Annotated in this window: 14 protein-coding genes; 7 read left to right on the forward strand and 7 right to left on the reverse strand. The window is 62.2% G+C overall.

The window, feature by feature from the left end:
* The 5 genes from ssuC to ACQ4V8_RS13720 all read left to right on the forward strand — a co-directional run bounded on the left by ssuC (position 1) and on the right by ACQ4V8_RS13720 (position 6,150).
* Positions 1–801 (forward strand): aliphatic sulfonate ABC transporter permease SsuC, encoded by an 801-nt coding sequence (ssuC, locus tag ACQ4V8_RS13700; protein WP_010397119.1) that lies wholly within the window; start codon positions 1–3, stop codon positions 799–801.
* A 107-nt stretch (positions 802–908) separates the two neighbouring features.
* Complete coding sequence (locus ACQ4V8_RS13705) at positions 909–1,652, forward strand: ATP-binding cassette domain-containing protein (RefSeq protein WP_436571699.1); 744 nt, start codon at positions 909–911, stop codon at positions 1,650–1,652.
* Between the two features lie 416 nt (positions 1,653–2,068).
* Positions 2,069–3,781: an OmpA family protein gene (locus ACQ4V8_RS13710; protein ID WP_157998718.1), complete on the forward strand. Its 1,713-nt coding sequence runs from the start codon at positions 2,069–2,071 to the stop codon at positions 3,779–3,781.
* 15 nt (positions 3,782–3,796) lie between these two features.
* On the forward strand, positions 3,797–5,320 hold the full coding sequence (locus ACQ4V8_RS13715; RefSeq protein WP_010397126.1) for a hypothetical protein: 1,524 nt from the start codon (positions 3,797–3,799) through the stop codon (positions 5,318–5,320).
* Positions 5,317–6,150 (forward strand): hypothetical protein, encoded by an 834-nt coding sequence (locus ACQ4V8_RS13720; protein WP_436571661.1) that lies wholly within the window; start codon positions 5,317–5,319, stop codon positions 6,148–6,150. The genes ACQ4V8_RS13715 and ACQ4V8_RS13720 overlap by 4 nt, the downstream gene beginning before the upstream one ends.
* A 22-nt stretch (positions 6,151–6,172) precedes the next feature.
* On the opposite strand, the gene ACQ4V8_RS13725 is transcribed toward ACQ4V8_RS13720, so the two are convergent.
* On the reverse strand, positions 6,173–6,886 hold the full coding sequence (locus ACQ4V8_RS13725; RefSeq protein ID WP_010397130.1) for an HAD family hydrolase: 714 nt from the start codon (positions 6,884–6,886) through the stop codon (positions 6,173–6,175).
* A 128-nt stretch (positions 6,887–7,014) separates the two neighbouring features.
* Here ACQ4V8_RS13725 and ACQ4V8_RS13730 point away from each other — a divergent pair, with 128 nt between their 5' ends.
* Together ACQ4V8_RS13730 and ACQ4V8_RS13735 are read left to right on the forward strand one after the other, a co-directional pair.
* Positions 7,015–7,830 (forward strand): hypothetical protein, encoded by an 816-nt coding sequence (locus tag ACQ4V8_RS13730; RefSeq protein WP_436571662.1) that lies wholly within the window; start codon positions 7,015–7,017, stop codon positions 7,828–7,830.
* 116 nt (positions 7,831–7,946) lie between these two features.
* Positions 7,947–8,486 (forward strand): gamma carbonic anhydrase family protein, encoded by a 540-nt coding sequence (locus ACQ4V8_RS13735; RefSeq protein WP_010397133.1) that lies wholly within the window; start codon positions 7,947–7,949, stop codon positions 8,484–8,486.
* 43 nt (positions 8,487–8,529) lie between these two features.
* Here ACQ4V8_RS13735 and ACQ4V8_RS13740 read toward each other — a convergent pair whose 3' ends face one another.
* From ACQ4V8_RS13740 to ACQ4V8_RS13765, 6 genes are all read right to left on the reverse strand, one after another.
* Positions 8,530–8,847, reverse strand: a complete 318-nt coding sequence (locus tag ACQ4V8_RS13740; protein ID WP_196856025.1) for a DUF3144 domain-containing protein — start codon at positions 8,845–8,847, stop codon at positions 8,530–8,532.
* A gap of 71 nt (positions 8,848–8,918) precedes the next feature.
* On the reverse strand, positions 8,919–9,389 hold the full coding sequence (locus ACQ4V8_RS13745; protein WP_043461394.1) for a gluconokinase: 471 nt from the start codon (positions 9,387–9,389) through the stop codon (positions 8,919–8,921).
* A gap of 32 nt (positions 9,390–9,421) precedes the next feature.
* On the reverse strand, positions 9,422–9,925 hold the full coding sequence (yfiB, locus tag ACQ4V8_RS13750; protein ID WP_010397139.1) for an outer membrane lipoprotein YfiB: 504 nt from the start codon (positions 9,923–9,925) through the stop codon (positions 9,422–9,424).
* 17 nt (positions 9,926–9,942) lie between these two features.
* Positions 9,943–11,214, reverse strand: coding sequence for a diguanylate cyclase DgcN/YfiN (gene dgcN / locus ACQ4V8_RS13755; protein ID WP_010397141.1), 1,272 nt, complete (start codon positions 11,212–11,214; stop codon positions 9,943–9,945).
* Positions 11,211–11,804 (reverse strand): regulatory sequestration protein YfiR, encoded by a 594-nt coding sequence (yfiR, locus tag ACQ4V8_RS13760; protein ID WP_436571663.1) that lies wholly within the window; start codon positions 11,802–11,804, stop codon positions 11,211–11,213. Before yfiR ends, dgcN begins: the two co-directional genes overlap by 4 nt.
* A 194-nt stretch (positions 11,805–11,998) precedes the next feature.
* Entirely contained in the window at positions 11,999–13,651 is a 1,653-nt protein-coding gene (locus tag ACQ4V8_RS13765; protein ID WP_070346957.1) for a Na+/H+ antiporter, read from the reverse strand.
* Between the last annotated feature and the right edge of the window lie 132 nt (positions 13,652–13,783).

Raw genomic sequence — 13,783 nt, forward strand, 5'->3', positions numbered from 1 at the left:
ATGGCTGCCGGCACCATAAAACGGGCCAGTAGCGCGCCGTGGCCTTCGCTACGTCACGCACTGGCGCCGTGGGCCTTGCCCGCGCTGCTGCTGCTGGCGTGGCAACTGGCCGCGCAATGGGGCTGGCTGTCGAGCCGCATCTTGCCCGAGCCATGGGCCGTGGCGAAGGCTTTCTGGCACTTGGCTGCATCGGGCGAACTGTGGCTGCACCTGAAAACGAGCTTGTGGCGCGCCACGCTCGGTTTTGGCATCGGCGCGGGACTCGGTTTGCTGCTGGGCCTAGTCACGGGCAGCTTCCGCCAGGCGGAAACCTTGCTCGACACGACATTGCAAATGGTGCGCAACATCCCGGCGCTGGCCCTGATCCCGCTGGTGATCCTGTGGTTTGGCATCGACGAGACGGCCAAGCTGTTTCTGCTGGCCGTCGGCGTGTTCTTTCCCGTCTATCTGAACACCTTCCATGGTATCCGCTCGGCTGACCAGGACTTGATCGAGATGGCGAAAAGCTACGGCCTGTCGGGCTGGCCGCTATACCGCGACGTGATACTGCCGGCCGCCATGCCTTCCATCCTGGTAGGCGTGCGCTTTTCGCTGGGACTCGTGTGGGTGCTGTTGATCGTCGCCGAAACCATTTCGGCGCAGGCCGGCATCGGCTACATGACCATGAATGCGCGCGAATTTCTGCAAACGGACGTGGTGCTGGTGGGGATCTTGCTGTACGCCTTGCTGGGCAAGCTGGCCGATTTGTTTTCTCGGGCGCTGGAACGCCACTGCCTGCGCTGGAATCGCGCCTACCAATAGTGACCAATAGTGACGCAATCAGGAAAGAAAATATCATGCTGCTCGCCCCTATCCAGATCGAAACAGATTTGTTGTCGCACTTCGTGCAATACGGCCCGGCGAGCCCGATGCCGCAGGCGAAGACGGTGCCGTGCGCTCCCTTGCAGCGCTGCGGCGTACCCTTGGCACTGACGAAGCTGACTAAGTCATATACCAGCCGTCGCGTGCTGGATAACGTCGACCTGCAGCTGGAAGCGGGCGAGTTCGTCGCCATCGTCGGGCGCAGCGGCTGTGGCAAGAGCACCCTGCTGCGCTCGATCGCGGGCCTGGAAAACATCGATGAGGGCAAGATCGCCATCGGCAGCGGCGTGGGCGCACCCGACATCCGCATCATGTTTCAGGAATCGCGCTTGCTGCCGTGGAAGACGGTGCTAGCTAACGTGGCGCTGGGTTTGCCGCGCTGCGTTGGCGCGGCGGCGGCCTCGCTGTGGACCGTGGGCCTGGCCGAGCGTGCCGACGACTGGCCGGCTTCCCTGTCGGGCGGGCAGAAACAGCGCGTGGCGCTGGCGCGCGCCCTCGTGCACGAGCCGCAATTGCTGCTGCTCGACGAGCCCCTGGGGGCGCTCGACGCGCTCACGCGCATCGAAATGCAGCAGTTGATCGAGTCGCTGTGGCTGGCGCGCGGTTTCACGGCCGTGCTGGTGACGCATGATGTGGCTGAAGCGGTGGCGCTGGCCGACCGCGTGCTGCTGATCGAGGATGGCCGCATCACATTCGATGTGCGCGTGGATTTGCCGCGCCCCAGGGCGCGGGGCAGTGCGCGCTTCGCCGCGCTGGAGCAGCAGATATTGGCGCGTGTGTTGTCACTTTAGAAGTGTTGCTGACGGGTAAACAAGAAAGCGGCCAAAATCACACGACGACCCGCTGCGTGAAAAAAGTCACTGCCGGCCCCCGCTCCTGCGCGCCGCTGGAAGGCGCGGCAGGCAAGCGTGGCTGCGCTGCAATGCGCATGGAAGCATGCTTTTGGCAATACCAACGACAATGTGGCAGCTTTTTGGAGGGCGCGAACGAGGCGCGCCGGCAGGAAAATTGCGGGTCTGAATACTTTCTATATAGAACTAAAAATTTCCAAAAAACGGTCGGAATATGAGAACATGCAGATATTGAGTGTTTAGTAAGTATTCATCTTGACGCATTATTGCGCGCCATGGGGGATATTCGTATCTGTTCCTGTCACGAGAAAGAGCCCGTTTTGATTCCATTTTCCTTGCAAGCGGGTGCCAAGCGCATGCCCTTACGTTTTGGGCTGAAAATCCTCACCGCTGCCATTTGCGCAAGCACCGTTTCTGGTTGCGCCACCGATCCCCGTACCGGCCAGCCCTCATTTAAAGAAACCTTTGCCAGCGAAGACCCTTGTTCGAATAATGCACGTAATGTCGGCATTGCCGTCGGTGCAATTGCGGGGTTGGTGATCGGTAATCAATTCAAACACTCGGATAAAAGTCGCTTGATTGGCGCCGTCTTGGGCGGAGCAGTTGGCGGCTTGATCGGCCATGATATGGATGCGCGTCGTTGCGCCCTGGCGAAAATTGCCAAGCAATATGACCTGGATATGAAGATATCGACTGTGGGCGCCAATGGCAGCGTACTTGACGATGCCGCCCTCAATGCGAACGCGAATGGCGCCGATATCCGCAAGAGCGCAGTCGGTTCGGTGGTGGAAGTGCGTGGGCAGGGCGTCAATGGCGGCCATTTTGAATTGAATTCCGATCAGTTGACGGAACGCGCGCAAAACTATTTCTCCGCGATTGCCGATTCCTATAATGCGCGTACCATGACGGCCGATATCCAGGATCCGAAAAAGAAGGCGGAATTCCTGGCGCAGATAGCCGCGCGCAAGATTCTGTTGATTGGCCATACGGACGATACGGGCAATTCGCGCCTGAATGCCGATTTATCCGAGCGCCGCGCGCGGGCTGTTTCGGCGTATATGGAAAAGCGCGGCATTCCGAAGCATTCGCTGTATTTCCAGGGCGCCGGCGAGGCCTATCCTGTGGCCGACAATGCCACCGAGGCGGGCCGCGAACTGAATCGCCGCGTGGAAATCGTGGAATTGGCCAACCAGGCCAGTTTCGACACCTATTTGACGGCGCGCAAGCCCCGTTACGATCTGTACCGTAGTACGCCCATCGCGCCTGCCGCTGTCGTCGACGTGGCCGCACGCGGCACGCCGGCCGTTGCGGCGCGCAAGCCGGCCAAAACGAGCAAGGACAATGCCCGCGTCGCGGCCAATGCGCCGCCTGCAGTGGCGACAGCGGGCGCTGCAGCCAGTGCGGACACGGTGGCCAGCGCCCCTGCCGCTACCGCGCCGCGCGCCAGCAACACCAAGGGCGGCAAGGCGGACAGCGATGCGGGTCAGGCCATCGATTTTGGCGGCGTGCCGTATACCACCTCGGTCAACCTGGCCAATGTGGGCCAGGCTATGCCGAAGCGCCCGTCCTTCTCGCTGATCAGCACCGCCTATGCATCGGAACCGCTGGTCATGACCGATTGCCGCCGCGACCGTCCGCGTGCCTCGAATGCCGTCAAGGCCTTGGCTGATGGTAAGGTCTATTCGACCAGCGAATTCATGCCTGGCCTGTATGGCAAGACTTGGACGGACCAGGTCAATGGACACCAGATCGTCATTAACAAGGTCTCGGTATTGGCCGTCGATGGCGCGCTGGCCAATCCGCCGCAGTTCAAGGTCTATACCAATTACAATCCGGCCAAGCGCAACAGCGGGCAGGCGGAGATAAGCGTATCGCCGGAGGTAAATACCTATCTGGGCGAGAACGGTCTGCTGTATCGCATGTTCCTGAACGGACGTGCGGGCTTGGAATGCGTCGATATCGTGTTTGGCAAGGACGGCGCCAATGCCGCCAAGGCCGGCACGCTGGTCTATACGCGCGCGGAAAAAACCTATGCCGCCGATTTCAAACCAAGAATTTATCAAAAATAATACAGGGAACCTGAAATGAAAGAATTTATTGCAAGCTATCCACTGGCGGCGTGGAGTATTGTCAGCGTCTTGCTGGCGGCAGTGGCGATTACCGTCCTGTGGGAAAAGGTCAAATGGTGGTGGTTCAATACCTGGGTCAGTTTCCCCGTCGTGGGCCGCATTGCCGCCTTGTCGCGCGATGCGAATGAAGACAGCAGTTATCCGGGCTGGTTTTCCGGCGAGCGCACCTTGTGCCAGGAGTACAAGAATTTCGTTCATGTGCAGGACGAACACGATTTCAATGAGAAAGTTACGTACCTGACCAAGGCTGGCGATAATGGCCGCAAAAACACGCCGGGCTGGATTTGGCTGTTGACGGTATCGACGGTGTTTGTCGAGGCACTGGGTTTCTCGTATGTGTTGGCCGGCTATACGATTCCTGGCGCTAGCGAGAATCTCCAGCAAAACGGTGCCTATGGCATCGCCTTCCTCATTTCCGTGATCCTGGTGGCATTTACCCACTTTGCCGGACACGAACTGTATAAATCAGGCCGCATCAAGAATGCGCGCCGTGAATGGATCGAGGACAAGCGCCGCGAAAAGCTGTTTACGGGCACCATTCCGCTGGCGCGCGACCAGTCGCAGGATGATGGCATGCCGTCGTACACGCAGTTGTGCAACCGCGTGGGTGCGCATCCCGGCTATGTCGTCAGTATCGCTACCCTGGTGATCGTGCTGGTGATCGCCGGTTTCGCCACCTATGTGCGCGGCCAGGTGCTGGAAAAGGAATTGGCGCACCGCGTCAGCACCGTCAGCGCCGAGATCGACCACAACAGCCGCGCCGCCAGCGACAGCCTGGACATGCAGCAAGTGGCGCTGCCCGATGCGGATGCGGTTTCGAACAACGACGCCGACAAGAAAGTGGCGGCCGATGAAGCCAAGATCGACGGTCGTGGCGGCTGGGCTACTTTTATCATCCTTGCCGTGGTGTTTGTCTTCCTGCAATTGCTGGGCGTGATCTTTGGCTACCGCTGGGGCTTTGCGGGCGAAAACAGCGCGCAGGCGTTCGCCGCCATGGGTGGTGGCCGTTATGCCACGTATTCGGCCGTGCGCGAGCACTACCGCCGCATCGCCGATACGGCGCAAGCCAAATTGGCGGTCTTGCAGCAGCGCATCATGGCCAACAACAGCAATGTGGGCACCTCGGGCCAGCACCTGAGCAAGACCTTCCGCGACTATGTGCAGGAAGCGCGCACGGCCGACCATCGCGACCGCAACCACGAGCGCGAGCATGCCCGCGAGGAAGCGGCCCGTGCCGCCGCCAAGCCGGCTCCGGCGCCCGTCCCTGCGCCTGAGCCCGTCAAGGCTGTGGTGCAGGCGGACGCGCCGCAACTGGCCGACATCCTGCGCCAGCTCGATGCCCTCGGCGAGGACAAGGAAGCGAAGAAACAGTTGATCGGCGCCTTACCGATGCAGCTGCATGCGCAAGTGCTCGCCACCCTGAAACAGCAAAAGGAAGAGCGCAAATCGCGCGATGCTGAGCTGGAGGACCTGTTATGAAATGGTTGTTGCCTGTAGTTCAGCTGCTGCTGGCCGGTGCCGCCGTGGCCGGTCCCGGCGATGCCTTGCGCAGCTGCTATGACAGCAAGAATCTGCCTGCCGCCGGCAAGCCGACGACGCAGCTGTTCGTCGCCATCGACCAGACGACGCCGCTCGATACCAGCCTCAAGCAACTGGTGGCGGACAATGTCAAGCCATTCCTGGCCCCCGGCAATGCGTTTGCCGTGGTGACGTTTTCCGCCTACACGCAGGGCCGTTATACGGAAGTGATCGCTTCGGGCGCGCTCGACACGCTGCTGCAGCCGGGGCAACGCGACGATATTTCCAAGCCCATGCTGTCGAAGTTCGATCAATGCACGACGCGCCAGGCGCAGCAGGCCGCGCAACTGATGGGCAAGGCGCTGCGCAGTGCCTTTGATAACACCAGCAGCGATATCGCAAAGTCGGACGTGTTGGCCAGCATTAAGGCCATTTCGGCGATGGTGCAGCAATCGCCGACGCAAAACAAGGTCGTGCTGATCGTCTCGGACATGCTGGAAAATTCATCGGTGGCCAATTTCTATGCCGACCAGGGCAGGGCCGTGCGCAAGATCGATTCCATCAAGGAGATGCGCACGATCGAGGAAAACCAGATGCTGGCCGATTTCGGCGGCGCCCGCGTGTACGTGATCGGCGCCGGCCTGCTGGCCGCCGACGGGCAAAAGAGCAAGACCTACCGCGATCCGAAGACCATGCAGGCGCTGGCCGGTTTCTGGGCCAGCTATATGCAGAAATCCAAGGCACAACTGGTGGAGTTTGGACAGCCGGCGCTGCTGAACCGCATCCACTAGACCGCTACGCTACGCCACGCTGTCAGCCGGCGCCGGTCTTCCCCGGCGCCACGTCTTCAAGTACGATAAATCCTTCCTCATCGAGCCTTGCCGCGATGGCGGTATAGCTGGCGATACTGGCGTGCCGCGTAGCGAGCGGGTGTGCATGCGTGGCGGTGACGACGATGACTTTCGCGCCAGCCGCCTCGCCGGCCTCGATGCCGACGCACGCATCTTCGAACACCAGACAGTCGGAGGGCGCCACGCCCAGTTTTTGCGCCGCCAGCAGGTAGCAATCGGGTTGGGGTTTGCCCGCCTTGACGTCTTGCGCCGTCACCATGATGGCAGGAATCGGCATGCCAGCTGCCTTCAGGCGTGCCGTCGCCAGTGCGCGCGGCGCCGACGTGACGATGGCCCATTGCGCCGGCGGCAGCGATTGTAAAAAGCGCAGCGCGCCGGCAATTTCAATAATTCCTTCCACGTCGATGATTTCAGCATCCGTGATGCCTTGCGACTCGCGTTGCGCGTCGACGCCGGGCAGGCACAGCTTGGCGATGGTGTCGACCGAACGCGCGCCGTGGATGGTGGGCAGGAACGCTGCCACGTCGAGGCCCTGGCGCTGCGCCCAGGCGCCCCAGATGCGTTCGGCGGCGGCGATGGAGTTGATGACGGTGCCATCCATGTCAAACAGAAAAGCTCTGTAGCGGCCGGCGGCCGATGGCGGTGGCGCAGACAGCGGCGAGGGCAGTGCGGACATGGCTTCCTTTCAGGTGATGGGCTCGCTGCCATTGTAACCGTACGGTAGCAGCGATTCTTTCCATTTTGCCAGTCTTGGCATTACACTGATGCTTTCTGCTGTTTCAACCTTGATCGGGAGCCGGGCCGATGCTGCAAGCGCAAGTGCTGGATAATCGACTGGTCGCCACCAGTGCCGACGACGTGCTGGTCGACCGTATCGTGCCCGGCGCGCCGTTGGTCATCGCCTTCGGCTTCGTCTCGTGGACCACGCGCCCCGCCTTCGATTTTTATGGACGCTTGCGCAAGCTCGAACAGGCCAGCGGCCAGCCGCTGAACAAAATCCTCGTGCGCGATTCCGGCAATGCATGGTATCACCGCCGCATCGCCGGCCTGGGCAGCCATGTCGATGAAACGGCGCAAGCCCTGCGCGAGCTGGTGCGCCGCATCGCGCCAAGCCAGGTCGCGACCATCGGGCAGTCCATGGGCGCCTACGCGGCCGTGATGTTTGGCTTGCTGCTCGAGGCACAGCAGATCGTCGCCTTTGGCCCCTTGTCCTTTCTCGACGTGCAGCAGGCGCGCTTGTACCATGAGCTGCGCTGGCTGACCGTGATGGAGTCGCTGGCGCACGATGCGCCTGCCTCGGGCTACTACGACTTGGCGGCCCTGTGCCGTGCCAGGGCGACGCAGCAGACGCATTTGCACCTGCTGTTCGGCACGCGGCCGGACGCGGCCCGACCGAACGCGGCCAGCGCCGGAGGCAGTGCCAGCATCAGCGCCAGCGAATCGGTCAACCTCGACGCCATGCACGCGCAGCGCCTGGCAGCCTTCGGCCGCTGCACCCTGTACCCGTTTCCCGATGCAGGCCACACGGTGGTGCAGCACCTGATCGACACGCAGCGCATCAACGGCTTGCTGGCGGCATGCGTACTCGGCCTCACGCTGGCGCCCGAGTCGAGTTCCTAGGTCAGCGCCGTATGGAACAATGGATGCCAGCAGCGTCGCCGCCATGACGCCGCTGGTATCTTGCCGTGCCGGCTTGGTGTGAGATTTGTTGTTTAATGTGATGAAGAGAGAGATCAATGCCTGTCAGTTCCTACCTCAATACCCGCCCCGTACTGGGCGAACGCGTCTACCTGCATGATACGGCGCAAGTGATTGGCGATGTGCAGATCGGCGACGACTGTTCCATCTGGTGCAATAGCGTGCTGCGCGGCGACGTGAACCGCATCGTTATCGGCGAGGGTAGCAATATCCAGGACTTTTCCATGGGCCATGTGTCGCACAAGAATGCGGCCAAGCCCGACGGTTCGCCTTTGACCATAGGCAAGTACGTGACCATCGGCCACTCCGTGATCTTGCATGGCTGCAACATCGGCGATGAATGCCTGATCGGCATGGGCAGCATTGTCATGGATGACGTGGTGGTGGAAAAACACGTGATGCTGGGCGCGGGCAGCCTGGTGTCGCCGGGCAAGGTGCTCGAAAGCGGGCATCTGTACGTGGGCCGGCCCGCCGCCAAGGTACGCCCGTTAACGGAAGCGGAGATCGCCTACCTGCGTTATTCGGCCGAGCATTACGTACGCGTGAAAAATAATTATCTGGCGGGCCCGTCCAGTTGAAGGCGAACACGATGCCGGTGATGGCCCCGGCCGGCTGCTGACATCAACCCTTGGGGGCCGAAGATGGTTGCGTGTACTTGTCGAAATTGTTGATGTAGTCGTTGAAGTTATCGTTCAGCATGCGCTTGTACTGTTCCGTAAAGAAAGCTACGGCGCCTTCCTTCTCTTCCTGCATCTTGGCCACATCCTCGCTCTTGCTGGCGACGAGGAAGGCGTTGAAGCGTGCGGCCGCGTACAACAGCGAGGTGGCTACTTCATTGCCGCCGCTATGCATGCATTGTTCATTGGCCAGGGCGATGACCTGATCGGCGCGTTCCCAGAATTCCGGGCCCGGTGCTGGTTTGGTGGTAGGTGTGGTCATAAAAATTCCTCATGAAAGTACGCGCCAGTCTACACAGCGCTCTACGGGCTGTCCAGCCGCGTGGCTGCCGGTCAGGGCGCTCGCAGGATCTGTGCCAGCAAAACGGCTAGCGGCTGGCAGATATCGAGCACGATGCCGGTCTCGTCCGCTTGCAGTGGTTGCAGGGTGGCCAGCTGGCTATCGAGCAGGCTGGGCGGCATGAAATGGCCGGCTCGCTGCATGCGGCGCGACAGCACGTCGCGCGGGCCGTCCAGGTGGACAAAGCGCAGGGCCGGGTCGCCTACGCGCAGCACGTCGCGGTAGCTGCGTTTCAGGGCCGAGCACGATAGCACCAGGCCGCTGCCTTGCGCGCGGGCCGCGGCGATTTGCTCGCGCAGCGCGGCCAGCCAGCCGGCACGGTCGGCATCGTCGAGTGGCATGCCAGCAGCCATCTTGGCCACGTTTTCCGGCGCATGCAGGTCGTCGCCTTCCACGTAGGGTACGCCCAGCGCGCCGGCCAGCAGGCTGCCGACGGCGCTCTTGCCGCAGCCGGACACGCCCATCACGACCCAGCGCGCGAGGGGCACGCCTACGTTCACGGGGCCGAAATGATGACGGTGACGCGGCGGTTTTCGGCCTTGCCCGCCTTGCTGGCGTTCGAGGCTACCGGTTTGCTCATGCCCAGGCCCTTGACGATGATGTTGTCGCGTGCGATACCCGAAGCGCTCATGTCGTCGGCCACCACGTTGGCGCGCGCCAGCGATAGCTTGTTGTTATACGCTTCCGGGCCTTCGTTATCCGTATGGCCTTCCACGCGCATGTGTGTGATGCCCACTTTCAGCAAGGCGGCGCTGATTTTCTGGATGGCGCTGCGGCTCTGTGGCGTCAGCTTGGCGGCATCGAATTCGAACAGCAGCTTGTCGGTAAAGCTCAGTTCCCAGCCTTCGTCGGTCTGCTTAAAGCCTTGTTCTTGCAAGGTGGCGACTTGCTCGGCGTTGAAGATGGGCTTGCTAGCTGGCGTGCTCTGGCAGGCGGCCAGCAGGCCCAGCATGAACAGCCCGAGCAAGCCGAGGCCTAATTTTTTGTAAATGAATTGCATGGTATTGCTCCTTGTGGTCAGGGTTGAGTATGGGGTTGCGGCGAGCGTGCCACCTGGCGCGTGCCGCGCTGCGCCTGCTTGGCGCGGTACATGGCTGCATCCGCCGCAGCGACCAGCGAGGCAGCGTCGATGGCGTGATCAGGGAAGACGGCCACGCCGATGGTCAGCGAGCTGACGATGCTGTCGCCGGTAGGCAGCTCAATGGCTTGCGTCATGGCGGCGATGATGTTGTCGGCGATGTGCATGGCATCGCTGCTGCTGCGCAGCGGCTTGAGCACGATGGCGAATTCGTCGCCGCCCAGGCGCGCCACCAGGTCGCCCTCGCGCAACTGCTGCTTGATGCGTGTGGCGATCGTCACCAGCACATGGTCGCCCGAGGCATGGCCGAAGCTGTCGTTGATGTACTTGAAGCGGTCGCTGTCGAGGAACAGCACGGCCACTTTGCCAGTGCCGACGCGCGCTTCCAGGATGGCGCATTCCAGCGTCGCTTCCATGAAGGCGCGGTTCGACAGGCCCGTCAGGCTGTCGTGGTTGGCACGGTGCGACAGCGAGGCGTGCTCCTTTTGCAGATGGCTTTGCCACGCTTCCAGTTCGTCGAGCAGGGCGTTGAAGTCGTCATTGATCTGGTTCAGTTCGGCAATATTGGCCGGCGGCACGCGCAGTTCGAAGGAACGGTCGCGCCGTACGCGGTGCGCCGTTTCCGCTAGGTGGCGCAGCGGCGACGTGATTTCGGCTTCCATGCGACGCGACAGGCGTACGGCGACGGCCAGGCTGAGCACGAGGCAAGCTAACAGGCAGGAGAGACCGCTGAGCAAGAAAGGCAGCAGGCTGCGGCTGTGCGGCACCAGCCTGATGCTGCCGATGGCTTGGTCACTACGCACGATGGGAAACGTCAACGAATCGGGCAGAATCCAGCCCGTCAGCACGCGTTCGATGGCGTAGCGCGTGCCGTGCTGACCGCGTTCCCAGCGGGCCAGCACCTTGCCAGTCTTGTCGCTCACTTGCGCCTGGTCAATGTCTTCATTCACGCCGATCAAGGCCAGTGCTTCCCTGGCGGCCATGGAGTCGCCAAAGACGACGGCTCCTTCCACTGTGTAGCTCATCGAGCGGGCCACCAGGCGCAGGTTCTGGTCCGAATACACACGCAGGGCCAGCAGGGCCACGGCCGTCAGTGTCAGGCCCGCTGCCAGCACGGCGATGACCGATACGCTCAGGTGGGCGCGCCGCAGCACGCTGTCGAGCGTGGGGCGGGGCTTGCGTGTCAGCTTGGGAAGCATGCTGGCGCTCATGGCGGCGGTGCTTTGCGACGTGCAATTTGCAAGGCGTTCGGATGCACGCGCAGGCCGCTGCGGGCGATGGCGTCGAGATTGACGTCAAAACCGATCTGCGCCTCGGCCAGGCGCAGGCAGAACATGCAGCCGACGGAGCAGGTCGTGCCGGGTTCGGCGACCGACAAAACCGGTTTGCCGATGATCTGCGCCAGCAGACGCTCGCGCTCGCCCTCGGGCAGGCTGCCCAGGTATACGACGTCGCATTCGCTCGCTGCCGCTACCGTCGGCGCGACTTTCACGCGTATGCGCTGGCCCAGGCTGGAGGCGGGTGTGTCGACGATGGCCGCGCCGTAGCGGGGCGCGCCGAGCATGCAGACGCGTACTTCGGGGCGCGCTACGGGCCAGCGCACGTAACTGATGATGCCAAACAGGACCTGGGCTACTTCGGCCGGACGTTTCATGTCGGCGGCCGCACCCGTTTGCGCCCACGCCGCGCCCGGTGCCAGGGTGCTGCAGACGAACAGCGTGGCCAGCAGCGCGGCGGCCAACAGAGAGGCGAACAGTGCCGGCGGCGCGCTGCGCTGCCGGTGGCAAGGGGAAGAGGGCACGGCGTAGTGTGTCTTTATTCAGGTCCGGTGGCTATTTACAGCGCTACTCATGAGCACAGGCTTGAGAAGTCCATGCCGAAAGTACATCGCGACGCTATGCTATCGAGCCTTCAATTATAAAGACGAATGTCGAAACTTGCATTCTTTACCATGAGCATGCGCTCTCTACAATGCCGTTGCGCGCCAGAGTGTTGCTATTCTTCCAGTGTCGCTTCCAGCAAGTCGATTTCGCGCAGCAGGCGCAGATGAATAGTGTCGTCCAGTTCGCCCGAGATGCGGCGACGGAACAGTTCATCGCGTTCCGCATTGAGTGCTTCGAGGCGCAGCGCGCGCTCGGCCTTGGCCAGTTCCTGCAGCCGCATGGCTTCGTCGTTGCTACTTTCGCCGTACGCGAGCCGGCGCCGGTAGGCTTCGATCAGGCGGTTGGCCGCCTCGTTGACGATTTGCTGCTTGTCATTCTTGTCGATGCCCTCGCAGACTTTTTCCAGCCGCGCGATGGCCGCTTCGGCCGCTGCGGCGCGGGCATTGCGCTCTTCCGTCGAGCGGCGCGCGGGCGGCGCGAATACCAGGCCCTTGGTCAGCAGGGGCAAGGTCACGCTGGCCAGTATCAGCGACAGTAGAATCACGCCCATGGCGAGGAAGATGACCAGGTCGCGCGCGGGGAAGCGATTTCCGTCAGGCAAGAACAAGGGTAGCGTCAGAATGCCGGCCAGCGTCAGTGCGCCGCGCACGCCGGCAAACGACGCCACCAGCAGCAGGCGCAGGCTGGGGCGCGCCAGCAGCGCCGCGTCCTTCGGTTCACCGGCTTGTTTCTTGTGATGCTTGAACAGGGTGAGCTTCATGGAAATGAAGACCCAGATGAAGCGCATGAAGGTCAGCCCCACCGTGATGGCGATGACGAACAGCGGCAGTTTCCAGGCGCTGCCGGCGCCCACTTCCACGGAGGCGGCGGGCAAGCCGGCAACCGTGGTGGGCAGTTGCGCGCCCAGCATGACGAAGATCACGCCATTCAAGAGCAGTTGCACGGTATCCCACACGGCCTTGCGCTGGGTGCGCGTGGCGGCCAGCGGGCGCCCGATCAGGTCGGCATAATGCATGCACACGCCCGCCGTGGCAGCGGCCAGAATGCCCGAGCCGTGGATATGCTCGGCGCCCAGGTAGGCGGCAAACGGGATCAGGATGCTGATGAGGATTTGCAAGCCCGGTTCTTCACCGACTTTGCTCACCAGCCATTTATTTGTCAGGCCCACGCCCCACGCAATGGCCAGGCCGATGATGATGCCACCACCGGCTTCCTGCAGGAAACTCAGCGAGGCGGCGCCGATGGAAAAGCCGCCCGTCAGCATGGCCCCCACGGCAAACGTGAAGCAGACCAGACCCGACGCGTCGTTCAGCAAGGATTCGCCCTCGAGGATATGCATCAGGCGCGGCGGAATCGGGTTGCCAGCGACGATCGCCGACACGGCCACGGGGTCGGTCGGCGAGAGGATGGCCCCGAGCGCGAAGGCGACGGCCAGCGGCACGCTGGGGATCAGCCAGTCGATGAAGAAACCCATGCCCAGCACGGTAAACAGCACCAGGCCGATGGCCAGCATCAGGATCGAGCGCGCATCGGAAAAGAAGGCGCCTTTGGGGATGCGCCAGCCATCGAGAAATAGTAGCGGCGGAATGAAGAGCAAGAAGAAAATGTCGGGATCGAGTGGCACTTGCACGCCAAACAGGGCCAATCCCGTGCCGCCGGCGATCTGGATCAGGGGGAGCGGCAGCTTGACCCAGTGCGAGCGGGCGATGAAGCCGCATAGGACGACGCTCAAGACAAGGATGAGGATGATGGCAACGGTATGCATGGAGGAGCGAGGAGCGGCGGCGTGCTGAAATGCTGATTATATGCTGCAGAGCACGCGCGGCATTGCCTGCGTGTGATTGCGCACATACAAGCAGTCATAAGCGCGGTAAGATCGGGACAATTGGCCATGCCG

It is taken from the genome of Janthinobacterium paucivorans, from assembly GCF_051380805.1.
Classification (GTDB): Bacteria; Pseudomonadota; Gammaproteobacteria; order Burkholderiales; family Burkholderiaceae_D; genus Janthinobacterium; species Janthinobacterium lividum_D.